Origin of the sequence: Coriobacterium glomerans PW2, assembly GCF_000195315.1 — a bacterium.
Lineage (GTDB): Bacteria > Actinomycetota > Coriobacteriia > Coriobacteriales > Coriobacteriaceae > Coriobacterium > Coriobacterium glomerans.
In genome coordinates, this window is the sequence record NC_015389.1 from 1,389,670 (window position 1) to 1,414,812 (window position 25,143).

17 protein-coding genes are annotated in these 25,143 nt (G+C 57.1%); 1 reads left to right on the plus strand and 16 read right to left on the minus strand.

The genetic code is table 11. The annotated features are described in order from the left end of the window. Positions 1–255: 255 nt before the first annotated feature. From CORGL_RS06095 to rpsA, 12 genes are all read right to left on the minus strand, one after another. A complete protein-coding gene (locus CORGL_RS06095) occupies positions 256–1,590 on the minus strand; it encodes an O-antigen ligase family protein (RefSeq protein WP_013709038.1) in 1,335 nt (444 codons plus the stop codon). After that, positions 1,583–2,704, minus strand: a complete 1,122-nt coding sequence (locus CORGL_RS06100; protein ID WP_083810001.1) for a glycosyltransferase — start codon at positions 2,702–2,704, stop codon at positions 1,583–1,585. The genes CORGL_RS06095 and CORGL_RS06100 overlap by 8 nt, the downstream gene beginning before the upstream one ends. A 73-nt stretch (positions 2,705–2,777) precedes the next feature. After that, a complete protein-coding gene (locus tag CORGL_RS06105) occupies positions 2,778–3,560 on the minus strand; it encodes a WecB/TagA/CpsF family glycosyltransferase (protein ID WP_013709040.1) in 783 nt (260 codons plus the stop codon). Positions 3,561–3,973: 413 nt separating this feature from the next. Then, positions 3,974–5,392, minus strand: coding sequence for a sugar phosphate nucleotidyltransferase (locus CORGL_RS06110; RefSeq protein ID WP_013709041.1), 1,419 nt, complete (start codon positions 5,390–5,392; stop codon positions 3,974–3,976). Next, a complete protein-coding gene (locus tag CORGL_RS06115; RefSeq protein WP_013709042.1) occupies positions 5,389–7,155 on the minus strand; it encodes a phospho-sugar mutase in 1,767 nt (588 codons plus the stop codon). The genes CORGL_RS06110 and CORGL_RS06115 overlap by 4 nt, the downstream gene beginning before the upstream one ends. 292 nt (positions 7,156–7,447) lie before the next feature. Further along, positions 7,448–9,253, minus strand: coding sequence for a DUF4012 domain-containing protein (locus CORGL_RS06120; RefSeq protein WP_245526889.1), 1,806 nt, complete (start codon positions 9,251–9,253; stop codon positions 7,448–7,450). Positions 9,254–9,729: 476 nt separating this feature from the next. Then, positions 9,730–10,764, minus strand: coding sequence for a sugar transferase (locus tag CORGL_RS09695; RefSeq protein ID WP_013709044.1), 1,035 nt, complete (start codon positions 10,762–10,764; stop codon positions 9,730–9,732). Beyond that, positions 10,761–11,306 carry a KOW motif-containing protein gene (locus tag CORGL_RS06130; RefSeq protein ID WP_013709045.1) on the minus strand — a complete coding sequence of 182 codons (546 nt, stop codon included), beginning with the start codon at positions 11,304–11,306 and terminating at the stop codon, positions 10,761–10,763. The genes CORGL_RS09695 and CORGL_RS06130 overlap by 4 nt, the downstream gene beginning before the upstream one ends. A gap of 923 nt (positions 11,307–12,229) precedes the next feature. Continuing rightward, a complete protein-coding gene (gene dnaE, locus CORGL_RS06140; RefSeq protein WP_013709046.1) occupies positions 12,230–16,054 on the minus strand; it encodes a DNA polymerase III subunit alpha in 3,825 nt (1,274 codons plus the stop codon). A 280-nt stretch (positions 16,055–16,334) separates the two neighbouring features. Beyond that, on the minus strand, positions 16,335–17,750 hold the full coding sequence (locus CORGL_RS06145) for a Sapep family Mn(2+)-dependent dipeptidase (RefSeq protein ID WP_013709047.1): 1,416 nt from the start codon (positions 17,748–17,750) through the stop codon (positions 16,335–16,337). Further along, positions 17,747–18,430 (minus strand): HAD family hydrolase, encoded by a 684-nt coding sequence (locus CORGL_RS06150; RefSeq protein WP_013709048.1) that lies wholly within the window; start codon positions 18,428–18,430, stop codon positions 17,747–17,749. Before CORGL_RS06150 ends, CORGL_RS06145 begins: the two co-directional genes overlap by 4 nt. 243 nt (positions 18,431–18,673) lie before the next feature. Further along, positions 18,674–19,942: a 30S ribosomal protein S1 gene (gene rpsA, locus CORGL_RS06155; RefSeq protein ID WP_013709049.1), complete on the minus strand. Its 1,269-nt coding sequence runs from the start codon at positions 19,940–19,942 to the stop codon at positions 18,674–18,676. A gap of 566 nt (positions 19,943–20,508) precedes the next feature. On the opposite strand from rpsA, the gene CORGL_RS06160 reads away from it, so the two are divergent. After that, positions 20,509–21,291, plus strand: coding sequence for an HAD family hydrolase (locus CORGL_RS06160; RefSeq protein ID WP_013709050.1), 783 nt, complete (start codon positions 20,509–20,511; stop codon positions 21,289–21,291). On the opposite strand, the gene ndk is transcribed toward CORGL_RS06160, so the two are convergent. The 4 genes from ndk to CORGL_RS09440 form a co-directional block, all read right to left on the minus strand. Beyond that, positions 21,288–21,695 (minus strand): nucleoside-diphosphate kinase, encoded by a 408-nt coding sequence (gene ndk / locus CORGL_RS06165; RefSeq protein ID WP_013709051.1) that lies wholly within the window; start codon positions 21,693–21,695, stop codon positions 21,288–21,290. The genes CORGL_RS06160 and ndk overlap by 4 nt on opposite strands. 94 nt (positions 21,696–21,789) lie before the next feature. Beyond that, positions 21,790–23,217, minus strand: a complete 1,428-nt coding sequence (argH, locus tag CORGL_RS06170) for an argininosuccinate lyase (protein WP_013709052.1) — start codon at positions 23,215–23,217, stop codon at positions 21,790–21,792. Between the two features lie 159 nt (positions 23,218–23,376). Next, positions 23,377–24,051 carry an MATE family efflux transporter gene (locus tag CORGL_RS06175; protein ID WP_013709053.1) on the minus strand — a complete coding sequence of 225 codons (675 nt, stop codon included), beginning with the start codon at positions 24,049–24,051 and terminating at the stop codon, positions 23,377–23,379. Between the two features lie 156 nt (positions 24,052–24,207). Then, positions 24,208–24,906: a class I SAM-dependent methyltransferase gene (locus tag CORGL_RS09440; protein WP_013709054.1), complete on the minus strand. Its 699-nt coding sequence runs from the start codon at positions 24,904–24,906 to the stop codon at positions 24,208–24,210. Positions 24,907–25,143 lie beyond the last annotated feature (237 nt).

Below are 25,143 nucleotides of genomic sequence, written 5' to 3' on the forward strand. Positions count from 1 at the left end.
TATCACAAAATAATAACTTCTTAGCAGTCAAGATCACTCTTTGCTGGCTCCTCGAGATCCCCGATACAGTTTTACACGCACTTCAGCTAAATAAGGCTTATTCATAGTCTAAGGACCGATATATGCAGTGACTAGCCTAATTGTTCATTAAAATATCCAACCCTGCATCTCTCTATATGTCAACTGTACTTCTTGACTGCATCTCACTTTCTTACACTATTTTGATCATACAATTTTGCATCATCTGCAAAGTGTTTATATATTTCGAACCGCTTTGCCATTTCTTCGCCATCCCCCACGAGCAGTGCCCTCGTTATTCAGTCCGTTTATCCCGCAACAGATCACTGCAAGCACCATACCAGAAAGTGCCGTGTTGAACACGTGACCGGCAAGGGCGGCCATTACCAAAGCGACGAACAAAGACAGACGCAGGAAGGCAGGCAGCGGCCCAATGCACTTGCGCAGTGGGTGGAAGAACGAAGCGTAATACACTCCAAAGAAGACAGCGCCGATCAAGCCGAACTGGAAGTACAGGTCAAAATAGTCCATCTCAACCAGACTGTATGGCTTAAGTACGACAGAGTACGCGTCGCCAGCCCCGAACACACGCCACATCGGGCCAATCGAGGAATCCAAATATTTCATCGCTACTGGAATACGATCGATCCGTGAACTAGTGAAAAAAGTGAGAAAATTATCGGCTTTATTATAAAAAAAACTCCATCGCGCTGCAATGGCAGCAACTTGACTAGAAAACAGGAGAAATCCGAAAATAGCACACATGACTAGAACGACACAGCCACCGATTTTTTGTATTGTTGAAAGATTTGAATCCAGCACAAAAAAATAAACAAGGTAAAGCGCAGCAACTATATACGCGCTCTTGAGGCCCAGCAGCACGACGCAAGCCATGAGCGCAAGTACGAGCGCAGCGTACCGAATCTTCTTATCAGAAGTAAATCGGTACGCCGTGTAGCCGAGTGTTGTTACTAAGAAAAACGCAAGGTCATTCTGAGCATAAAAAAACCCCTTAAATCCAGTGCCGCCACTCTCCCCATATGTAGTGAAACCAAATCCTAAGAAGTACGGAATAAGAATACATAGAGGAAGCAGGACTGCCCAAGTCGAAAAGACCGAAGATGCGAAGTCCAGCATGTCTTCACCAGCATCCGCAAAGCGAACGAATACCTCAATACACACGACAGGGAGGAGCGTCTTTATGGAGAGCGAGAGAAACGACATACTACCGAGCAAGTTAAGCAAGTGTGGGACTAGAACAGTGAATAGAAGGATCGGGAGCAAGAACGAGCGGCGATTGCGGATTCGCCTGCCAGACACGAGATATCCGCTGGCGGTGAGCATGATTGCACAGCGATACAAGATGCCCAAGGTTATTCCACCTTCGTTGCCGCCCTCGTTAAGCCATCCATTCAGGGAATCGACAACCGGCATAATGGCGAAAAGTATCTTTAGGACCATCATGGACAGAGCGGCGGATGACTGGGGCCGTTTATCAAACCTTTCCAACGCAACCTCCGCATGACGACTACTAGCACATACTCCGTTTGTATTCAAACTTGTATTATGCATCGAAATCGTCCTTGTCCGATAGAATTCGCTTGTACAAATCCGACCATTGAGAGAGAACGCGTTCCTCCGAATAGATGGACGCCACTTTTTTTCTGCCTCGATAGCCCATAGTAGCCAAGTCGTAGCGCCCATTAAGGCAATCTTGCAGTACCCGAGCCAGCGCACCCACATTCGTACGTGGAAACACAATACCGTCCACACCGTCGTCTACTGTCTCGATCATGCTTCCACCATCGCTACAGATAACGGGCCGCCCATGTGCCATCGCCTCAAGGAGTACAATGCCGAACGACTCAAAGTGTGACGGCAACACAAGGACGCTACAGTTATTGAGAAGGCTCTCCTTCTGCATGCCTTCCACCCATCCATGGAAAGTAAAAAGATGCCTTAATTGATACTTTTCGACCAGTCTTTTGCAGCAGTCGACCTCCCCGTTCCCGGCGAGGTGCACATGCAACCCGTCAACAAAGCCTTTCTCGGAAAGGAACCTTACAGCCTCGATGAGATCATAAGTCCCCTTACACTCTCCTAGAACGCCGAGATAGAGCACATCAAGGTGCTTTCCCACACGGAACGCGGGGACACGCGCGGGGAGCCTAACAAAGTTGGGTATAACATTGATTCTTGTCGCAGGTAAAAGTACTTGCCAGTAATCACGCCAACCCGGCGTGAGCGCTACTACCGACTGGGCGAGAGCAAAGGCTCTAATCAGTCTCCGCTTGAGTACTGGAAATACATTGTCCATGTACGTCTGAAAATTGCCTCCGTGCGAATGGAGCACCGTTGGAACACCATTACGTTCAGCCATTCTTAGAACCTGTGCCGCGCGCAAACAACTCGCATTCTCAGACATGTGGATATGGAGTAAATCAGCTTCACCCTCGGCGCAAAGTTTCGCGCAGCGACGGTATCCTCGGAGGAACGTACTGATGCGCCCGCTCTGCGAAGCGGTAGGCACGATCCTCATATCGTACTTATCTGCAAGGGCAGACGAGCACAATCCCTCCATGACCGTACGTATGCCTCCTAGCAGCTCCCCTGAAGGGCCAAGATGGATTATGGTCTTCTTAGCACTTTGCCTAAATGAAGTTATCATATTAATAGGTTCCTTCATAACTTGCCGAGTCCTCCGCAAGTTAAATAGATATTATGCATTTGACCAGTTATTAGGCTGTCGGTTCGTATTTTCATCGAATTTCTCGTTTACCATACTTCTTGATAATCTTAAGCAGCTTCCAGCTATCTATGAAGTAGCGTTTGAAGAGTCTCCTCGGCTCTTGGAAAAAGCGGTAGAGCCATTCAAGACTGTGATCGCTCATCCATCTGGGAGCACGCTTGATCTTGCCAGCTGCAAAGTCCACGCCGGCACCGACGTTAAAAATGAATGAAGACCCAAAGCTATATAGATTCTCATGTACAAACTTTTCCGACTTTGGAGCACCCAGAGATACAAATAGTATATCTGGAGTCGTCACGGCAACAGCCTTAAGTACCGCGGAAAGCTTAACAGGATCGCGTTCGAAACCATAATCGGGCGAAAGTGTCCCAACCACCTTGAGACCCGGGTACTTTTTCTGAAGATTCTCAGCCGCCTTCTTGGGAACACCGGGCATACCACCGAGTATATATATTGACCAGCATTGCTCAAGTGCCCACTGGCAAACAGGGCCCATAAGGTCAGAACCGGAGATCTTCTCTTTAACCGGAATACCTTGCCTCCGTGCAAGATTGAAGAGCGGCTGGGAGTCCATAAGCACGAGCGTGGCTTGGTTGTGCGCGGCTTTGAACTCTCGATCGTGCTCAAGAGCAATATCAATATCACTGTTAAGAGAAACCATATAACCCGGCACGCAAGTTTGCACGTGGTCAGCTACAATTTCGCGTACCTGCGAGAGGCTTACGTTGTCGAAAGCTGTGTTGAGGAATGCCACACGGTAAGGGTAACGGTTTTTGTCAATGTCTAAACTCATAGTTCGATTCCTAAGAAGAATATTTATGTATTATGCAACAGCTTTGCCCATAAGATCAAGGTTTCGAGGTTAGATTGTGGTTCATCAGCTTGCCTTTAATACATCCTCCAGTACTAAGAGGTTGCCAGCCGAACGAATGAGTAATCGGATTACCCTATATAAGACTTTTTTGGGAAAGTCGATAACACCCATATAAATGCATCTTTATGACACTGCAACGTCGTTCCTAAAGTTTTAAATCACATCCAAACAGTCTGACTCCACGAATATGCAACACCTGCGAACGATGCCACACTCGAGTAATATAGCTTATTCAATGTTAGGATTGCTCACACATGATGAGGCAGAATAACTTAAGAAGCTGATGACAGCAGCTGTTTTCTCAAATCAGGATAACGAACTTTGCCATTCGTTCAGTTCCGTATAGTGTAATCGAAGCGCGCGGTAAAATCATCATTTTTTTTTGTTGACACATTAGGCTGGTTGGACCAGAAATTTCCAGCTTCCACAATGTCCATTTCGAAGGGAGCCTTACCATACTGCACCTCGATGATGTGCAGGTCGGTGATGCCACGACATGCGTGCATGCAACCGATCTCAACATTCACCACTTCGCCAGCTTTAACATGTCTGGTCTTACCATCTAGAACGATCTCGCCTTCACCGCGCACAATCGTCCATACTTCGGAGTGTTTACCGTGGCGCTGGTACGGTAGCTGTTTGCCACTTTTTATAATCAATTTCTTTGTAAGTGACTTGTTTCCATCTGAATTCACGCAGGAGTCAAGCACGCGGGACTCACCCCAACGGCACTGTTCGTGCATAAGCCTAGTCTTGGTCAGCTGAGCGAGAAGTCGCTTAATGTCGACTGACTCACTTTTAGCGCATGCGAGGATTCCGTCGGGTGTGACAACAACCACAGCGTCACGAATGCCCGCAACTACTATGGGCAGACGGGTCTCATTAATCACGTGCACGTTGTCGCAGGTATCTTGGTCGACGATCGCAAAGCCCGAAACCACTTCGGCCATCTCATCGGTAAGCGTGTTCCAAGTACCCAAATCCTTCCACTTTCCCGCATAAGATAGGACGGATATCGAGCATGCCTTCTCTACTACCTCATAGTCAAAGCTTTTTTTGGGGAGTCTCGAATAGTTGGCAATATATTCTTCAAAGCTCGAGGCTTCTAAAAAGGTCCTCGTCAGATCGAGCAAGTATCCTAAACGGAACGCGAATACGCAACAGTTCCACAAAGCCCCTTGTGCAATGAGCTTACTAGCCGTATCCTCATCTGGCTTCTCAGAAAAATAAGAGACTCGCCTCAAATCGCCAAATTTGCCCTCATCTGGAACGATGTAACCGTACTTCGCCGATGGATAGGTAGGCTCAACCCCGAGTAGTACCAGCTCCGAGGCACCAGTCCGGACCGCGTCATCGATCGCAGGAATTGATTCATAGTAATCCTGTTCCGCGTAGGTGTCTATGGGCATTACTATAACAGTATCAGTCGAATTAGCACCCTGCACTAGAGCTAAATGCTCACAAGCGAGCATGATAGCGGACGCAGTGTCGCGGCGGTCTGGCTCAAGTACGAGCGTATACTCCCCCCCAATCTGCTGAAATATGTCATTGCACTGATCGCAATTGGTAGCAATGGTGATATCAAGTTCGGCGGCCACGCGACGTATCTGACCAAGGACACGTTGGACCATTGAAACGTGATTACCCTCGGCATCGCGCAGAACCTTCAGAAACTGCTTAGAGCGAACGTTGTTGGAAAGCGGCCACAAGCGCGTGCCTGAGCCACCAGAGAGAAGGACAATGTGAATCATCGTATCATTTCCTTGCTTTCGTAGTCTCCAATTGTTGTGTGCGGCGTAAGAAGGCGGCCTGCAGCCTTCTTAAGTCGCTTAAGTAGGGTACTAGCCTCATCGGCGGTAGATCCCTTCACGAATACGTAGGCCTTCGCCTTAGGCTCGGTGCCGCTGGGACGCATGATAAGTTTGTTATCACCGGAAAGACAAAACTCAAGGACATCTGAAGGGGGGAGGCGCTGCCCTTCATCACTTGGAAGCCGATTTAAAATGGGCATGGGGAGACCGAGCCCATAGTCAACCACCTGTTCAACCTCTAGACCGGCTATATACTTTGGCGGTCGCCTGCGCAAATCTGCAAAAAGCTCGTGCATTTTATCTACACCGTCCGTACTAGAATAGGTTACGCTCGTGAGGATATTGCGATAATAGCCATAGCGGTCATAAAGTTCACGCATTACATCCACCAAATCTAGACCCTGCGACTTATACCAACGTGCCATTTGGCAAATAAGCATACTGGCAACAACGGCGTCCTTGTCGCGCACATATGAGCCTTTCAGGTAACCATAACTCTCCTCGAACCCGAGCATAAAGCGACCTATTTCTGCATCTTTTTCTAAGAAACCTATCTGCTCGCCAATAAACTTGAAACCCGTAAGAGTACGGCGCATCTGAAAACCATAGTCAAAGGCCAGCGCTTCAACCATATCAGACGAAACGATACTCGTGAGCAAGACGGAGTTTTTAAGGTCTTCGCCATTGATGCGCTTGATGCGAGCCACATAATCTGTTAAGAGAACTCCCACCTCGTTGCCGTTGAGAAGTTCAAAGGTGCCGGCATGCCGCACAGCGATACCCAGACGGTCACAGTCTGGGTCGGTAGCAAGTAGCAGATCTGATTGCAGCTTGTCGCACAAATCGAGACCACACTGTAAAGCCTCCCTATTCTCGGGATTTGGACACTCACAGCTTGGAAAGTTGCCATTATGGTAGGACTGCTCGGGAACCAATGTTACGTCCACGTTGCCAATCCGGTCGAGAATACGACCTACACACTCTTGACCTGTTCCGTTAAGCGGTGTGTAAACGACAGATATTCTAGTAGATGGAGATATGTCCAGCGATTGCTCGGCAACACTGTCTAGGTAGGCGTCAATGCATTCCTCTCCAATCCAGTTGATCAGCCCTGAGTTTAGAGCCGCATCCCAAGACAATGCCTTCACATCATCAAATTCATCTACGTTCTCAATTGCGTTCTGGATCTCGTAGGCTGTTTCAGTCGTAATCTGGCACCCGTCGGCACCATAAATTTTGTAACCGTTGTAATCCTTTGGATTATGTGATGCCGTCACGCAAACGCCGGCAGTGCAATGGAGATGGCGTACTGCGAACGAGAGCGCTGGCGTCGGCTCGATTCGAGGATATAAATACACACGGACTCCATTTGCAACAAACACTCGAGCGCTCATCCAACAGAATTCCTTTCCCATGTGACGAGAATCGCGAGCGATGGCAACGCTCGGCTTTTCGAAATTCGCTTTCAGATAATCTGTGAGCCCCTGTGTGGCTCGTGCAACCGTATGAACATTCATTCGGTTCGTACCCACTCCGAGCGTGCCGCGAAGTCCTCCCGTTCCAAATACAAGGCCGTGGAGAAACGCGTCCTCCATGGCGACTTGATCATTCGCCAGATCCATCAACTCGTTCTGAAGTGAAGAGTCCGCGCGCTCAATCCAACGTTCGTATTTTGTTTTTATTTCTTTTATTGTTTCTCTCATAGGCTACTCGATTTGGCCAGTTTTCTTTCGTCTCTCCGTGCTGTATAAAAACGAAGCAAGCACTTTGCTGCCTCCAAGCCAAGGGTGGCTGTATAATGAAGCTCTGCCGATCCTGACATGCGTATGATTATTAGAACGAACTTGTACCCAGTTGAGGCATCCTTTACTGAAGCTGTCTCGGCAAAGCATGCTCACATATTTTCGCAAAAAGCATCGATCCTCTTTAGAGAGAACAGATAGGCCGAAAATACGATCGAATTTATACAGAAATGCACCGAAAATCTTTTCAATATTATTTCCACCCAGCAACATCCTGTGCTGTAGGTGTAGTTTCAAGATCAAGTGGCTGTGCTGCGTCACTAGTAACAGTCACCTTGTACGTATACGTAGTGACAGAATCACCTAATGTCTGAATTGTCGAATAGATAACCTGATGATCCATGTAATTTGCCAGCGCTGGACCCAAACCCTGCTGTGAGAAGCCATCCTGTTTTAGATCGGATATCAGTCCGCCTGATGGTGCAAAAAAATAGACTTTGTTCACCATGTCGGTCACATCGCGTTTTGTGACGTTTCCCCCTGTTATGTATTTAACAACACCTGTTGCATCTTTATGTTTCAAATTGTTTTTTATTGTAGTTTTAACTGAATAGGTTGTTGACCCATCTTGATTTTTAGATGCTTGTCCAATCTCGGTCTTCAGGGAAAGATACCAGCTCATTTTTGACGATGTATCATCTGCTACAAACACACCAAGTTTCGGTGCTGCTTTATCCGCAGAAAGCGTACCGGAACACCCCATTTTGACTATGGCATTTTGCTCATCGGGGTTTACCATCCATGCTTGGAAACGATGCTCCTTTATTGCCTGTAAAATGGTTTCAGAAAGCTTTATCTTGCTAACTTCACCAATATTGCCCATGATCTTTTGGAATGCCAAGCCTGCAACCTCTGCAAAAAATAAATCTTTTGCTTTTGTGGGAAGCTTTTGATATCCATCATGCATAAGAACCCTAGCCGCATTGTCACCATCAACGACCATACCATTGCTGGCTGTGATCCCGCCTGTAAGAGCAAGCAATCGCTGCAGGAAAACCGGATCAATCGCTATAACGCCATCAATCCTGCCGCCCTTTTGGTCCTTCCACATCTCACTCAGGAGGTATGATGCTCTGCTGAAATCTGGAATAAAGTCAGTATCGGCAGGGACTTTCCCCACACGATCTCCGAAAATGATCCGCTCTTCATCAGTGACATCAAAGCCGGGCTGATCATACCATTTTAGATCGTGTGCCTCAGTGAACTTACCAAGGGCGATTTTTCCGTCACTTAGCGTGAGGGTTCCAATGGTGCCAGGAAAGCCCCCGGTCGAGCGCAGCTCAGCGTTATTCTGAGCTACGATAAGATAAGTTCGCGGCTGGGCATTTGCACCAAACATCTGCGGCAAGAGCGGCGCAACATCGTTTACTTGATCAAGCGCGCTGTTTGCGCCGGAGAGAAGATCCTTGATTTTGCCGATAGCCTCATTGAGCTTCCCTATATGTGCCTTTGGAAGTGAGTTGAGTTGCTTGGAGCTGTTCTGAAGGATTGGAGATATCTGACCCAAAGTAGATGAGATCGACTGTAGAGACGCAAGATCGATAGTTTCATCCTTTATTAAATTTCCGGATTGCATTTGTGCAAGCGCATCGCATGCGGGAACAAGGGCGTATTGACAAAGATTGTCCATCTCGGTGACAACGGTGCGCGCAGATTGGATATCTTGGCCGATCACGGGCACAAGCGTCGCAACTTGCCAAGAAATCCCATTCGTTTTACTTTTTAAATCTGATATCTGAGCGGCAAGTGAGCTGGCGATAGAATTAATTCCATCGGAGTCTTTATCCTTCGCCTTGTCTGCAATGCTCTTCGCTTCAGCGATCATATTCTGAGACTGAGCCGTGATGTCCTTTGCATCACGAAAGACAATGATCGCACAAAATCCTCCAAACGCCAGAAGAATAACAATAAGACAACCTATGATCCTCGTGATAAGCCTTTTCCGACGTTTTCTCCAAGAGCTATCAGAATAGGAACTCCCGTGCTTTTCTGCTGCCACATTTGTCTTCCACGTGCAAGGACGATATGGCGATACTTGATTTTGCCAAGTGTGAATATGTGGCTGGTGCGAATTTATACGCCCTATCCGAGTATTGACCGCAGTTCTCTGTTGTCGCCCACTTCCGATGCCCAATTGCGGGCTGTAAGATCTTCTCGTCGCTGGTGTAGACCCAGTAATCTGCTCAGTTGCTTTTACTGGCCCTTTATTTGTAATGCTTCGTAAATTATTTTGATTGCGATTTAGTCGCTTGATACGCTGGGGGTTGTTCGATCCCTCTGCATATGCGCGAGTAAACTCCTCAGTGCTGCTAGGTGACAATGTGGATTTAGCCTGAGACAAAGAATCTGAAGCATCGGTGCCGTCAAACCTTGGCGCGTGACCTAGGCTAAATATACTCATTATGAAGCTCATCCATTCTTTCAATCGAAGCAAAACTCAACTTACGAGAGTACAGCGCTATCTGCTCATCCGTGTCATACTGCGCCCATACCTGAGAATATTACTGCGATCGTCTGGGCCACGAGAACAAGATCTGTATGAAGAGAGCGTTTTGCGATATATCCGAGGTCAAGTCTCACCATGTCGTCGAAGTCCACATTGGAGCGGCCTCCAACTTGCCAAGGGCCTGTAATGCCTGGTTTAACCGTCAATCGCTGCATAGCCCACTCGTCGTACTGCTCGACCTCACCCGGAAGCGGAGGACGTGGGCCTACGACCGACATGTCTCCTGAAATCACATTGAGAAATTGTGGAAGCTCGTCAATCGAATGCTTTCTAATAAAACGTCCGACCCTGGTAACGCGTGGATCTTGTGACATTTTAAACATAGGTCCTTTGACCTCGTTCTTATCTGAAAGATTTCCAAGCATGCTGTCAGCGCCTTTGCACATGGACCGGAATTTCCACATGGTAAAGGTTCGCGAATGCCCATTACGATCGATCTTGCCGATCCGTTTCTGAGAATACAGGGGAAACCCGGGGCTATCGAACCGAATAATAAGACATAGAATAAGCGCGGGCACTAGCAAAACTATGACAACAAACAGAGAAAAACAAATATCAAATACTCTCTTTATTATGAGATAGCATATTCTCTGGTCTCCCCAAGCTCGAAGGCATTGGATCAAATTGGGCGCATTATCGTATAGCAATCTTTTTCTCGTGCCTGCAAGGGGGGCGTCTGTGCCAGGCGTCGAATCGGAATGGAAGACTTTACTTGAAGAACTCTTGATATCGGCAGTTTTCAACTCTAAAGTTGATTGAGCAGCTGCTTCTCCCTTGATAGAGATAACAGTTCGTTGCGCAGTCCCTGTTTCAGCAGCAAGATTGTTGGAATTGTTTAGTGTGACGATGACGTCATGCACTTTCGCCTGCTTGGCCGGCTTGACTGCGACGTTGCTGTCTTGGATGCTTTCACGTGAGATCGTGCTTTCGTTTTCAGATGAAATGCCGGCGAGCTTTAATTGTTCAGCTGCTTTTTTCATGTTTTTTTCTTGTCTGTCATTCATACCATCACTGCCTGCGCTTCGCGGGCCTCCCACGCATCGCGGGTGAGCACACCCAAGCCCACGCGGGTGCGCACCTTGCGTCCGCAGATCTCCACCTCGAGGGTGGCGATGCTCTTTCTTCTATCGATGCTTTTGATGAGCCCCTCATGGCCCATGAGGGGCCCGGACTTCACGATGACGTTGTCTCCGTCCTTGACCGCGATCGACATCGGGACGGTGCGGCTGCCCTTCTTGGTGAACCGCGCGATCAGATTGCGCTCCTCCTCTTGGAGGGGCCAGAATCTACCGCCCTGCTTGACGAGCCTCACGAACTCAAGTGTGCCGTACAGATGCCGAGACAGCTTATCGGGACCGGTGGCGATGGCGATGATGTAGCCAGGGAGCAGCGTTTTCACGCATCTGGTCCATTCGCCGCCTACCTTGATCTCGGTCTCGAACCGCGGCGAGAAGCACTCATCGAGCACTGAGGCGGGCACCATGCGCTTGACATACTCGACCATGGCGCTCTCGCGACCCTTGAAGACCTGTATCACATACCACATAGGCAAACCTCCCTTGCGTGCTACGAAATGAACAAGCCGAGGTGAGACGAACAGATCCTTCGAGCTGACCTATGGCTTCGCCATACCGGCCAGCACCAGCTGATACGGATCTATTCACTCCCTCGGCTCTGCGAAGCACGCACGTGGCGCTGCCCGGGTAAACGAGGTATAACGAACTTCACAGCCAGTTGACTGCAAGCAGCCCAGCACATGCCCTGCGCTGGGCTGCTTGCACGCAACTGCGCGAGCGCTCATCTTTACGAGCGAACGCCCAGATTCTCGCAGACGTCAGGCCCGCAACAGAAACTCACGCCGGCGCGGACGAGCTGACGTCGATATGCTATTCGGTTTGCACTCAGACAGAGAGCCGCGCATCGTCACCATGGAGCTAGAACGCATCCCCCAGTAGGGGCGCGGCGGCAGAGCGATCGCACTGCATGCGGCTGAACTCATGTCGATCTCTCCCCCACTCCCCGGCGCGAGCAAATCCAGTACATCCATGCTGTGCGCTTCCGCGAACCTCGCCCGCCCCTTGCAGCATCGCACAACACCGACGAACACCTGTGAATGGTAGCACATCTTGCCGCGCGAGCAGCGCAATGCTGCGGCAGGAGCGTCCGCTGAAAGCGCTCTTGATCCCAGAAGCTTGAAGAAATGCATTAATTCGCCCAGCGTAGCGTATATATCTGAGCTGCAATCCAAAGATGCGCCGGTTTCTGTCATTTCAATGATCTTGAAAAAGCGGCATCTCATCGAGCGCACCAGCGCATATCCGCATTTCGGACAGCCGAGCCCAACTCAAGAGCAGCTGCGCGTCTGTTGGAAGAACGCATGAAGCGCTCACCAGCCGACCGGGAGACTCGCGGGCGCTCCGAGCCGGTCGGGAGACTCGTGGGTGTCCCACGCTCCCAGCCGGTCGCCTTCTAGATCACCGTCACGCGGCCGGCGTTTCCCACGATCGCGCGCGCCTCGGCGTGAAGCGGCACCGAACGGGCGTTGACCCTCGTGGGGATCTCGGCGCGCATCGTCTGCCCGTCGCCCTGCTCGATGAACAGCTCCACGCGGTCGGCACCGGGGTTGGAGGAGAGCAGCGCCGCGAGCCTGCCCATGCTCGCCTGCGAGAAGCGCGAGCTGGGGATCATGATCTCGAAGATCTTCGGGCGATTCGCCTCCTCGCTCAGCTCGAGCGGGGCGATCTCCTGCGCGATGATCTGGTCGCCCCTGTCGGAGCGCTCCAGGCGGCCGCGCACGCGGATGAACGCGTCTGAGAGCACGGCTCCGGTCTCCGGGTCCGTCTCGCCGAACAGCAGCCGCTCGGCCTCCTTGTAGGTCTTGGGGAAGACGACAACGGTCGCCTCGCCCTCCATGTCCTCGAGACGCACGATCGCCATGGCGTCGCCGTTTTTCGTCACGCGCTTCGAGACGTCGGCGACCATGCCGGCGAACCAGAACGCCCTGTCCTCCGGGATCGCCTGGCCCGCTGCCGGCGCGCTCGCGGTCGGCGCATCGCCTCCGAGAGCGGCGTCGATCTCCTCGCCGACCTCGATCTGCGAGAGCGCGTAGTCGCGCGCGCGGGCCAGGGCGCACTCATAGGGTCGCAGGGGATGGTCGGAGACGTAGATGCCCAGCACCTCGCGCTCCTGGGCGAGCTTGGTGTGGCGGTCCCACTCCTGACCGTCGGGCTCGGGAACCTTGACCTCGAAACCCGAGCCCTCCACATCGCCGAGCACATCGAAGAACGACACCTGCCCGGTCGCCCGCGTCTTGTTGCGCCGCACGACGGCATCAAGTATGTTCTCCGGGTTGTTCTTATCGATGAAACCCATGAGCTGCCGGCGCGGGAATCCGCTCGCATCGAAGGCTCCGGCCTTGATGAGGGCCTCGCAGACGCGGCGGTTCGCGCACGCGGGGTCCAGCCGCTCCATGTAATCATGCAGGTTCTTGAAGGCTCCGCCGCGCTCGCGCTCCTCGATGATGGTTCGCGCCACCCCCTCGCCCACGCCGCGGATGCCCGCCAGCCCGAAGCGGATGCCCTCATGGACGGCGGTGAAGTCCTTGTTGGACTCGTTGATGTCAGGCGGCAGCACCTCGATGCCCTCATGCCGGCACGCCGAGATGTAGTGGACGATCTTCTCGGTCTTGCCCGTGAAGCTCGTGAGCACGGCGGCCATGTACTCATAGGGGTAGTGAGCCTTGAGCCAGGCGGTCTGCATGACAAGGATCGCGTACCCGGCAGAGTGGGACTTGTTGAACGCGTACTCGGCGAACTTCAAGACGTCGGCCCAGATCTGCTCGGCTATCGCGCGAGAGAAGTCGTTTCTCACCGCACCGTTCATCCAGTGGTCCTGCATCGTCTCGTCGGTGCCATCGTCCCAGTGCTGGACGACGGTCTCCATGAGCTCGATGTGCTTTTTGGCCACGGCCTTGCGGACCTTGTCGGACTCCCCCGCCGTGAATCCCGACATGTGCATCGAGATCTGCATGACCTGCTCCTGGTAGACGATCGTTCCGTAGGTCTCCTCCAGAAGCGGCGCCAGACGGTTGTCGTAGTAGACGACCTTCTTTCTGCCGTGCATGCGGTCGATGTAGTCGGCGACCATGCCCGCGCCCAGAGGTCCCGGCCGATAGAGCGCGATCAGTGCGACAACGTGCTTGAACTCGCTGGGACGCATGTTCTTGATCGTCGCGGTCATGCCCGCCGACTCGACCTGGAACACCCCCGCGGTGCGTCCGGCGGCCATGAGCTCGAAGATCGCCGGATCATCGAAGGGGATCGCGTCCACATCGACCTCGGTGCCGAAGTTCGCCAGAATGTTGGCCTTCGCCTTCGAGATGACCGTCAGCGTGCGCAGCCCCAGAAAGTCCATCTTGAGCAGGCCCATGTCGGCGACCGTGTGGCCCTCGTACTGCGTGATCTCCACGCCGCCTTTGGTGTCGAGCTTGGTGGGCACGTGCTCGTTGACCGGATCGCGGCAGATGAGCACGGCGCAGGCGTGCACGCCCTCGCCGCGGGTCAGGCCCTCGATGGACAGGGCCGCATCGATGATGCGCCGGGCGTCGTCGTCGCCACGGTAGGCGTCGGCGAAATCCGGGTTGTACAGCTCCTCCTTCTTCTTCTGCTGCTTGAGCACCTGGGAGAGCTTCACCGAGGGGGCCGACGAGATCATCTTGGAGAGGCGCTGACCGGTGCTGACCGGATAGTCGAGCACGCGCGCCGCATCGTTGATGGCCTGCTTGGCCTTGATGGTCGAGTAGGTGATGACGTGGGTGACCTTGTCTGCGCCGTAGCGACCCCGAACGTACTCCACGACCTCCAGACGCCGCTCGTCGTCGAAATCCATGTCGATATCGGGCATCTCGGCGCGCTCCGGGGAGAGGAACCTCTCGAACATGAGGCCGTTCTCCAGAGGATCGAACGTCGTGATGTCCATGGCGTAGGCGACGATGGCGCCGGCCGCGGAGCCGCGCCCGGGCCCGACGCCGATGCCGTTCTCCTTGGCCCAGCGCACGTAGTCCGCCACGATGAGGAAGTAGGCGGCGAAGCCCTTGTCGCAGATGACGCGGTACTCGTACTCGAAGCGCTCCGCGATGTTCACCCCGCTGATCTCCCGCTCGCGCCAGTCGTCGCCGTAGCGGCGCGCAAGGCCCCGTTCGCACTCGCGCCGGAACTGGCTCTCGTGGGTCTCGCCCTCGTCGAGCCCGGGGAAGCGCGGCAGGATGATGCTGTCCCAATCGAGCTCGACCTCGCAGCGCTCGGCGAGCTCGACGGTGTTGTCGAGTGCCTCGGGGCAGTACGGGAACAGCGCGCGCATCTCCTCCTCGCTCTTCATGTAGAACTCCGAGCCCTGCATGCGCATGCGATTGGGATCGTCCATCTTGGCGTTCGTGCCGATGCACAGCATGAGGTCCTGCACCGGCGCGTCGGCGCGCGTGAGGTAGTGGAAGTCGTTGGTGGCGATGACCTTGACGCCGACCCGGGCGGCGATCTCGATGAGCTGGTGGCTGAGCTGCTCATCGGTCATGCCGGCATCGGTCGTGATGCCGTGCTCCTGGATCTCGATGTAGAAGCTTCCCGGCTCGAACAGGTCGCGAAACGTCTCGGCCCAGATGATCGCCTGCTCGGTGTTGCCCTCATCGATGCAGCGCGGGATGACGCCGGCCAGACACGCCGAGGAGCCGATGATGCCCTCGCGGTGACGGCGCAGGTTGTCCAAGGTCACGCGAGGCTTGTAGTAGAAGCCCGAGACGGCCGCCTCCGAGACGAGCTGCATGAGGTTCACGTAGCCCACCTCGTTGCGCGCCAGCAGGATCAGGTGGTAGAGCTCGGGCTTGTGATCGCGGGCGAGCGTCTCATCCGGGGTGAAGTACACCTCGCAGCCGAAGATCGGCTTGATGAGAGGACGGGGGCGCACGCTCTCCAGGCTGCCGTGCTCGCGCCAGGCCTGCATGTCGCGCAGATGCTGGGCATGGCCGCGCGGATCGCTTCGGGCATCGGGATCCTCCAGCTCGTCCCCGCGTCCCTTCGCGAGAAACGCCGCGTCGTGACTCCAGACGCGGTACTCGGGCATGTCATGGTTCACCTTGTTGCAGGCGAGCGCGAGCTGAGGGATGCCGTACATGTAGCCGTGGTCGGTGAGCGCGACGGCGGGCATGCCCAGCTCGACGGCGCGCTCGACCATGTCCTCGATGCGCGTGGCGCCATCGAGCATGGAGTATTCAGAGTGGTTATGCAGATGGACGAACGCCACGGCAGCTCTCCTATCGGGATCCGGTGTAAAGATTCAGCGCTGACCTGCGAATCTATTGGAACCCGATGCAACGGGGGGCGCAGGCGCGGGGTCTCATACGATCATAGCGCACCGCGCGATTCGCCTCCCCGGCGCACGGCGCGGTCCGCATGAGGACCACATGAGCGCGGCGCGCCGGGCCGGAGCGAGCGCGCGGGGCGAAGAAACCCGGGTTCGAGAAAGTCCCGACGTGGCCGGGAGACCTTGCACGGACAGAGCGGAGCGCCCGCGCGAGCCTACGTCACAGCTCGAGCTCCTGCAAGCGCAGGATGGCCAGAATGTAGATCTTGAGCGCTCGACGCAGGGACCGCTCGCTGGCGCCCTCGTCTGGACCGTGCATGGAGCCGATCCACTCCGGGGCGACGAGATCCTCTTCTTCCGGTCCGAACGAGACAGCACGGGCGAACTTGCGCGCATAGGTGCCCCCGCCCATGGAGAACGGCTCGGCGCGCGTGCCGGTGACGTCGCCGTACACGTCGATGAGGGCGCGCACCGCCGGATCGTCCGCATCCACCGAGAAGGGCGGTTTCGACGAGGCGACGCGAAACTCGGCACCGAAGTCGGCCGCGAGCGCTGAGAGCCGCTCTGTGATGGCCGCTGCGCTCGTGCTGTCGGGGTAGCGAATATCGATAGACTGGACGATGCGGCCGTCGCGCACCTCGATGGTGCCGCCGTTCAGCGTGAGGGCGCCGAATGCCTCGTTCTCGCTGGCGATGCCCAGCTGCGTCCCGGAGGTGTCGGCCAGCACCTTCGAGAGCAGCTCGAGGAAGCGCGCCTCCTCCCCGTCGACGACATGGCTCGCGCGAAGATAGCCCACGATGATGCCGATCGCGTTCATGGTGCCCTCCGGAAGCGAGGCGTGACCGCCGATTCCCCTCGCCACGATGCGAGAGACACCCTGCCGCACCGGCTCGATGCCGATGCGGTCGGCGTGCTCTCTCGGCGCGGGCAGCTTCTCGGCGTCGACCGCCAGCTCGATGATCGACTCGCCGGGGATCGCGTTTCCGGCCGCGGCGCCGCTCCAGAACAGGATGCGGCCCGAGGAGATCGGAGCGCTTTTGAACTCGGCGTTGTAGTTGCCCTTCTCGGCGTTGCACACCGGAAACGCCGCATCTGGCGTGAACAGGAACGCGGGGTTCTCGTGAGAGTCGAGATAGTGGTCGACATCGCGCATACCGGCCTCCTCGTCGCAGCCGAGCAGCGCGCGAAATCCATAGCGGGGCGCGCCGCCCTGTCGCCTGAGGAAGGCTCCGGCGTACAGCGACAGCACCGCCGGGCCCTTGTCGTCGAGGGCGCCGCGCCCGAGCAACCAGCCGTCCCGGCGCTCCAGAGCGAATGGATCGGTGCGCCAGCCCGGGCCGGCCGGTACCACATCGATGTGGGCTATCGTGGCGATGTGCGCGGAGCGCTGGCCGGCGATGTCGGCGATGCCGATGTAGCCGTCATCATCGGAGGTCTCGTATCCGAGCCGCCGCGCGATGCGCAGCGCGGCGTCCAGGGCTTCGCGCACCGGGCGGCCGAAGGGCGCTCCCTGCTCGGCTGCGGAGACGTCGCTCACGGAAGGATGTGCCACCAACTGCCCGATATCCGCGATCGCATCCTCCCAGATCTCCTTTACGTAGGCATCTACCTGTGCCTCGAGCTTGTGATCGATCATGAGCTCCTCCTCATCTTGATGATTGCCTCCTCGAGTCCCCAAAGAATCGCATCGGCACCCGAGCGCTCGAGTTCTCCGGGCTCCGCAGTGCCGGTGTACACACCGATCGCGGGGACGTCCAGCTCGTGGGCGCCCTCGATATCATGGAAGCGATCGCCTACCATGACGGCGTCTGCCGGGCGCGCGCCGCACATCTCGAGGGCGGCGGCGATCGATGCCGCCTTCGTGCGCCGATAGGGCTCCAGGTGCCCCGCGACGGCTGCGAAGCTGTCGCGCAGACCGATCTGAACGAGCAGCCGCTCGGCGACGTCCTCGCGTCTGGACGTGGCGACGGCCAGCGTGCGCCCCTGCCGCCCGAGCATATCCACAAGCTCGATCGCGTGCGGCATCGGCGGGCATGCGCTCGGATCCAACTGGGCGTACAGCTCGCGATAGCGCGCACAGGCCCGCTGGGAGCCCGCGCTCGTCAGGCCGAACAGATCGTGGAACCCCTCCTCGAGCGGCGGACCGATCATGCTGTTGAGCCGCGCCTCATCGATCTCGTCGGCGGGCATCCCCATCTCTTCGAGCACGTGGCGCGCTGTGCGCTTGATGGAGTCGGCCGTGTCGGCGAGCGTGCCGTCGAAATCGAAGACAACGACCGGCCGCAAGAACAGATCCGTCGCATCCACATCTTCCATGTGCCAACCTCCTCGCCCGCCGTGTCCGCTTCTCGCACTCCGGTTATGATACGCGAAGCCAAGGCGGATCGGAAGCGCGATCGCGACGCGTCGGGACACCATGATCAGCGCGCGAGAGGGCGAACTCAAAACCGCCCTTCTCCGCACCGGAATCCCGCCCCCATCCTGAAGCGCGCCATGAAAAACCCCTGGCCCCCGGAATGCGGGGGACAGGGGTTCCAAGCAAGCGAGATGCGATGCGCGCTACTCCTCGTTCGAGCCATCCTGAGACGCCTGCGCCTCGGGAGCCTGCGCCGCCGGCGCGGAATCGGCTGCATCCTCGGAGTCTGCGGCCTGCTCGTCCGTCTCCTTCGCGACGGGCTTGGCCGGCGCGTCATGGGACTCCATCGGTGCGACCTCGATCTCGATCCCGAGCGTCTCGGCGGCCGCCTTCATCGACAGCGAGATGCGGCGGCGATCCAGATCGATCTCCATAACCTTGACCTGCACCGCTTCATTGGTGTGAATGACCTGCGAGGGCTGATCCACGTGCTTGTTGGCCATCTCGGAGATGTGCACGAGGCCCTCGATCCCCTCGCCCAGGTCCACGAAGGCGCCGAACGGCACGAGCTTGGTAACCCTGCCCTCGACGATAGCGCCCACCGGGTACTTCTTGACGAGCGCGCGCCACGGATCCTCGGTGGTCTGCTTGAGGCCCAACGAGATGCGCTCGCGGTTGAGATCGACATCCAAGACCTCGACCTCGACCTCCTGGCCGACCTTGACGACCTCGGAGGGATGGTTGACGTGATTCCAGGAGAGCTCGGAGATATGGATGAGCCCGTCGATGCCGCCGAGATCGACGAAGGCGCCGAAGTCCACGATCGAAGAGACGGTGCCGGTGAGGCGCATGCCGCTCTTGAGCTTGGAGAGGATCTCGGAGCGCTCGGCCTTGCGGGACTCCTCGAGCACGACGCGGCGGGACAGCACGACGTTGTTGCGATTGCGATCCATCTCGATGACGCGAGCCTCGATGGAGGTGCCCATGTAGGAGGTGAGATCCTTCACGCGACGCAGATCGACCAGTGAGGCGGGCAGAAAGCCGCGCAGGCCGATGTCCAGAATCAGACCGCCCTTGACGACCTCGATGACCTCGCCCTCGACGTTCTCGCCGGTGTTGAACTTCTCCTCGATGCGGTTCCAGGCGCGCTCGTACTCGGCACGCTTCTTGGAGAGCACCAGACGGCCGTCCTTGTCCTCCTTCTGAAGGACCAGCGCCTCGATCGGATCGCCCACAGAGACCAGCTCAGAGGGATCGGCGTCTTTTCTGATGGACAGCTCTCGCACCGGGATGACGCCCTCGGATTTGAAGCCGATATCCACGAGAACCTCGTCATGCTCGATCTTGACGACTGTACCGCTGACAAGGTCGCCCTCATCGAAATCGGTGATCGTGCCATCGATAAGACTGTTCATCTCCTCTTCGTTGACATCGTCAAGGGAGAAAATGGACGAGTTCTGAATCTCACTCAAGGGTGGACCCCTTTCGAACATCGGGGCCCCGATAGCTAGGACCTGCAGCTGGGCGTCGAGGATACGCTACTCGGGCGCGCACTGTTCGGAACACTCGGGGGCCAACAGATACGTGATGTGAACCTTGTGCGTTCACGGGATAATAGATTACGTTGAAACGCTCGGATTTTCAAGGTCAAGGTGTGTTTTTTTACCCATTCCCATGGTTTTCGGGCGTGTTTTCCCACGCGATGGCGGTGGGCGGTCCCGCTTGAGGGGTGAACGGCGCAGACAGGCGCGCAGGCGACAGCACTTGCGCGTTCGTCTGAAGGAGACCGGGCACCTCTGCGGCACCCGACTCGCTCGGAGCCGTTTATGAGGAATTGCTTAACCCGCTTGCGCTCGCGATGCCAAGGAACAATCATGCAACCGAGATGATGCAACCGGAACGCGCTGATCGGCTCCGCTCCTTCCGAGAGGCGTTGCGCCGGACGGAGACGGATATGGATATGAACTGATCGTCGCGGGCGCGAGATCGCCTGCGCTGGGTACAAAAGTCGTCTGGAGACGCCGGAAGGAGGGGCTCTATGCTCAAAGCCGTGCTGTTTGATATGGATAACACGCTGCTGAGCATCAACCTCAGCGCGTTTCTCGCCGTCTTCGCCAGAGATGAGGCCTATCTGCTCGCCGACATCGCCCGAAAAAATCCGTTCGCGATGATCGCCTCGTTCGGCGGTGCGCTGCTCGAGCTCAACAGCGCCGAGCGCGACGACGACCTCGGCAATCTCGCGTACTTCAACCGCTCCATCGAGCGCAGATGCGGCATTCCGCTCGATGATCCGGTGATAGCCGACGTGCTGGAGAGCTATGAGCGCGAGATCCTGCCCCGGAAAAACGACTCGATCATCGCCGCGCGCCCTGCGCCCGGTGCCCGCGAGGCCATCGAGGCCGTCCTCGAGCGCGGCCTGGACGTGGCGCTGTTCACAAATCCGAGTTTCACGCGTCAGGCCATCGCGTGCCGGATACGCTGGGGAGAGCTCGACGAGGTCCCCTTCAGACTCATCACCTCGATGGAGACGAGCACGAGATGCAAGCCGCATGCCCGCTACTATCTGGAGGGCATACGCTCGCTGGGGCTGGCACCAGCCGATGTGCTCATGGTCGGCAACGATCCGAGGCGCGACTTCCCCGTTCCGGACTGCGGCATCCAGACCGCCTACGTGGGATCGGGCTCGCCGGTGCGCGCGACATGGACGGGGCGGATGGCCGACTTCGCTCAGAGCTTCGGAGAGATCGAGGAGCGCTTCTGCGAGCGGCAGTCGCGCGACCTGCTCGACATCGTCCAAGATGTCGGATGCGGAACCGCCTAGGCACCGAAGAAGATGTCGATCTCGCGCTCGGCTGCATCGGGCGAGTCGGATCCGTGGATCACGTTGGCGTCCACATCCAGACCGAAATCGCCCCGGATCGTACCGGGTGCCGCCTTCTGGGGATCGGTCGCACCCATGAGAGAGCGCATCTTGGCGATCGCGCCCTCGCCGGCGATGACCATCTTCACGACCGGACCGCCCGTGATGAAGGAGATGAGTCCATCGTAGAACGGCTTTCCCTTGTGCTCGGCGTAGTTGGCGGCGGCCTGCTCGCGCGTGATGGTCGCAAGCTCCATCCTCTCGATGGCAAGTCCGCACCGCTCTATGCGCGCGAGGATCTCGCCGATATGGCGATCGCGCACCGCATCGGGCTTGATCATCGAATATGTCCGCTCCTGTGCCACGCTCTCTCCTCTCGCTCGCGCTGCCGATCGGGATCCGCGCATCTGGGATCGCGCGGCGCGCTCCTTTCGATCTTATACCCTCGCGAGCGATCCCTCAGGCGAGCGGGCCCATCTCCACGATATGGGAGAGCGCGTTGATGACGTACTCGTCTTCTGCTATGCAGGCGCGCGCCCGCTCGAGCTGAACGGCGACCGCCTCAGGGGCTGTGCCGCCGCAGGTCGTGCGCGCGCGAACCACCGAGTCGATGTCGAGGGCACCTGCGATGTCGTCCTCGAACAGGGGGCAGATCCGCTGGAGATCGGTCAGCGACAGCTCCTCCAGCCGGCAGCAGCGCTTCTCGCATGCGAGCACGAGTTCGCCCACCACGGCGTGTGCCTCCCGAAACGGCATACCTTTCCGCACGAGATAGTCCGCGACATCGGTCGCGGCCAGAAACCCGGTCTCGCACGCGGAGCGCATCGCGTCCCCGTTCACGGTCATGGTCTCGATCATGCCGGACATGACGGCGAGACAGCCCGTGAGCGTCTCCGCGGTGTCGAGCGCTCCGGCCTTGTCCTCCTGCATGTCCTTGTCGTAGGCCAGCGGCAGCCCCTTCATGACGACGAGCAGCGCGACGAGATTGCCGAACACCCGCCCCGTCTTGCCGCGAACAAGCTCAGCGAAATCGGGGTTCTTCTTCTGAGGCATGATGGAGGAGCCCGTGGAGTACGCGTCGGAAAGCGTGATGAAGCCGAACTCCGAGCTCGACCACGCGACGAACTCCTCGGCGAGCCGAGACAGGTGCATGGACATGACCGCGCAGGCGTACTCGAGATCGAGCAGGAAGTCGCGGTTGGAGACCGCATCCAAGGAGTTCTCGGTGACGCGGGAGAAGCCCAGCGAGGCCGCCGTCATCTCGCGGTTGATCGGATAGGTCGTACCGGCCAGCGCCGCCGAACCCAGAGGCGATGCGTCCGCGGCGTCGAAGGCGGCGGACAGGCGCTTGAAATCGCGCGTCAGCATCCAGCTGTAGGCGAGCAGATGATGCGACAGCAAAACGGGCTGGGCGTGCTGGAGGTGGGTGTAGCCCGGCATGACCTGGGAGCCCGCGCGCTCGGCGCTCTCGAGCAGCACGCGGCGCAGAGCGAGATTCGCCTCCATGAGCTGACGGGAGAGCGCCTTGGTGGCCAGGCGCAGATCGGTCGCGACCTGATCGTTGCGCGAGCGGGCCGTGTGCAGGCGCTTGCCCGCCTCGCCGATGCGGCGGATCAGCTCGCTCTCGATGGCCATGTGGATGTCCTCATCGGCGATGTCCCAGTGAAACTCACCGGACTCGATGTCTCGCTCGATGCCGTCCAGGCCGCCGAGGATGTCGCGCATGTCCCGCCTGCTGATGATCCCCTGCTTGGCGAGCATCGACGCGTGCGCTCTCGACCCGGCGATATCCTGTCGGTACAGCGCCCGGTCGATCGGCAGCGACGCTCCGAACTCCTGCGTCAGCTCGTCGGCACTCCCCTTGAATCGGCCGCTCCACAGCGCCATGGCGCTCTCCTCCCCTGAGGCGGGGCCGAGACCGGCGCGGTCATGCGGCCCGGCCACACGTCGTCCGGATCCGTTGCTGGCATCAAGTGTAGGACGTCGCGTGCGACAAGTCACGCGCCGCCGCGCCCTCGGCGAAACGTTGTCGTCGTCCGCCGCTTCTCAGCCCCGCCCTGCCCGCGCAGGCTCAGGCGTGCGACCTCCGCTGAGCAGATAGACGCCGGCCGCTGAGGCGAACGCGACGACATGGCTGATCAGAACCGCAACACACACGCCGCTGACAGAACCGGTCGCAGCCGAGAGAAGAAACGACAGCGGCACGCGGACCAGCAGATAGTAGAAGAGCATGAGCAACATGCCCCTCGTGGGCCTTCCCATTCCGTTGAGCGCTCCGATCAGACAGTTCGTGAGCGTGTTGAACACGTAACCGAGGCCGATGATGATAAAGTAGATCGATACGACGTCGGCGACCGGCCGAGCGTCGACGAACAGACCGGACAGCTGTCGCGCGAACATCACGAGCAGGATCGATCCGACGAGCACCGAGATGCCTCCGGAGAGCAGCGTGTTCATCACGGTGGACAGCAGGATCACGATCGCGGGTAGCGTCGTGTTCCCATGGCTTCTGAGCACGGCGGCGAAGTAGCGGTACAGGAAATCGGCGACATAGTCTATAAGATAGATAGCGAGGAAGTCATGGGCCATGCGCATCGTCTCCGGCGGCGTCTGAAGCCACGCGAGCGTCCAGGGCAACGTCATCGCGATCATCATCGGAACCGTCATGATGAAAAACGATCTTCTGGTGTCCGTGCTGATGAAATCGATCGTGCTCTGCATGAGGAATCCCTTCTCATCAATCAAATATGAATGATCTTCATTCATTATTCATGGCAGAGAATCCTATCTCAAAAGGAATTCGGTGCCGTGAAATCAGGATCTCGGGCGACGCCCGATCGGGCATCGACGTCCTCGGGGCGTGGCAGACCGCTCGTGTCAGATATCGAGCAGCCGGTGCAGGAACGCTTGGATCCGCTCCACACGCTCCTTCTTGTCGAGCGTCGTGTCGAGCAGCACACCCATCTGGCCAAAGACGGCAAACGATGCGGCGGCATCGCAGTCCTCGATGCAGGTCTCGCCGCGCTCGTTGGCGCGACGGATCGCCTCCGCGACATGCGGCACCATGATCGAGCAGACCTTGAGCGACGACAGATCATGGATCCACGAGCTGCTGCCGCGGTGAAACGCTTCGTAGCTCGGATCATCGGGACTCTCGACGTCCGAGAGAGAAGGCAGACGCTGAAGCAACATCCGGAAGGTGAGCGTCGCATCGTCGACAAGGAGCGTCAGAGGTGCCGTCAGGCGCTGCGCATACTCATCGAACGGCAGGTGCTTCGCATCGCCGAGCGTGATCTCTGCGCGCCCCGCGAGCCTGTCTGTCGCACGCTGGACCATCCTCTCAGACAGATCGATGCCCAAGGCGCGCACGTTCGGGTCGTGCCGTGTTATGAGATCGAGCACCGCGCCGGTGCCGCATCCGATGTCCAGCACCGTGTCGAAGCGCAGGCGCGCAAGCCGCTCCATCACCGCCGGATAGAGGGTGCGGGCGTGCCGCCCTTTGATGTCGTCGTCATAGGTCGCCGCATGGCGGTCGAACGCCGTCTGCGAACGCGCCTCCGCTTCCTGTTCTCGCATTGATGGACCTCCTTCGAGACCATTGCCGAGGAGGAGCCACCATCTGTCAATGAATAATTTTCATTCGCTGAAATATCCGCATCGTTTCGAACGCTCAGCGACACCGCCCCACCGGGCGCTGCACCCCGTCGGGTCGCATCGCTTTGGAGCCGACGCTGCGGACCTCTCTTCTGCGTCACCGGCGAATCTGCAGCGCTGAGCGTGCGCCGGGAGCGACAGGGCCGCGTCGGACCTCCC

What these genes read in the sequence shown, in the direction of transcription:
- CORGL_RS09440 (WP_013709054.1), bottom strand. Translation starts at nt 24,906, where the DNA reads ATGCGAGAACAGGAAGCGGAGGCGCGTTCGCAGACGGCGTTCGACCGC.
- CORGL_RS06100 (WP_083810001.1), bottom strand. Translation starts at nt 2,704, where the DNA reads ATGAAGGAACCTATTAATATGATAACTTCATTTAGGCAAAGTGCTAAG.
- CORGL_RS06095 (WP_013709038.1), bottom strand. Translation starts at nt 1,590, where the DNA reads ATGCATAATACAAGTTTGAATACAAACGGAGTATGTGCTAGTAGTCGT.
- CORGL_RS06105 (WP_013709040.1), bottom strand. Translation starts at nt 3,560, where the DNA reads ATGAGTTTAGACATTGACAAAAACCGTTACCCTTACCGTGTGGCATTC.
- argH (WP_013709052.1), bottom strand. Translation starts at nt 23,217, where the DNA reads ATGGCGCTGTGGAGCGGCCGATTCAAGGGGAGTGCCGACGAGCTGACG.
- CORGL_RS06110 (WP_013709041.1), bottom strand. Translation starts at nt 5,392, where the DNA reads ATGATTCACATTGTCCTTCTCTCTGGTGGCTCAGGCACGCGCTTGTGG.
- CORGL_RS06175 (WP_013709053.1), bottom strand. Translation starts at nt 24,051, where the DNA reads ATGCAGAGCACGATCGATTTCATCAGCACGGACACCAGAAGATCGTTT.
- CORGL_RS06115 (WP_013709042.1), bottom strand. Translation starts at nt 7,155, where the DNA reads ATGAGAGAAACAATAAAAGAAATAAAAACAAAATACGAACGTTGGATT.
- CORGL_RS06130 (WP_013709045.1), bottom strand. Translation starts at nt 11,306, where the DNA reads ATGTGGTATGTGATACAGGTCTTCAAGGGTCGCGAGAGCGCCATGGTC.
- CORGL_RS09695 (WP_013709044.1), bottom strand. Translation starts at nt 10,764, where the DNA reads ATGAATGACAGACAAGAAAAAAACATGAAAAAAGCAGCTGAACAATTA.
- CORGL_RS06145 (WP_013709047.1), bottom strand. Translation starts at nt 17,750, where the DNA reads ATGATCGATCACAAGCTCGAGGCACAGGTAGATGCCTACGTAAAGGAG.
- CORGL_RS06150 (WP_013709048.1), bottom strand. Translation starts at nt 18,430, where the DNA reads ATGGAAGATGTGGATGCGACGGATCTGTTCTTGCGGCCGGTCGTTGTC.
- CORGL_RS06160 (WP_013709050.1), top strand. Translation starts at nt 20,509, where the DNA reads ATGCTCAAAGCCGTGCTGTTTGATATGGATAACACGCTGCTGAGCATC.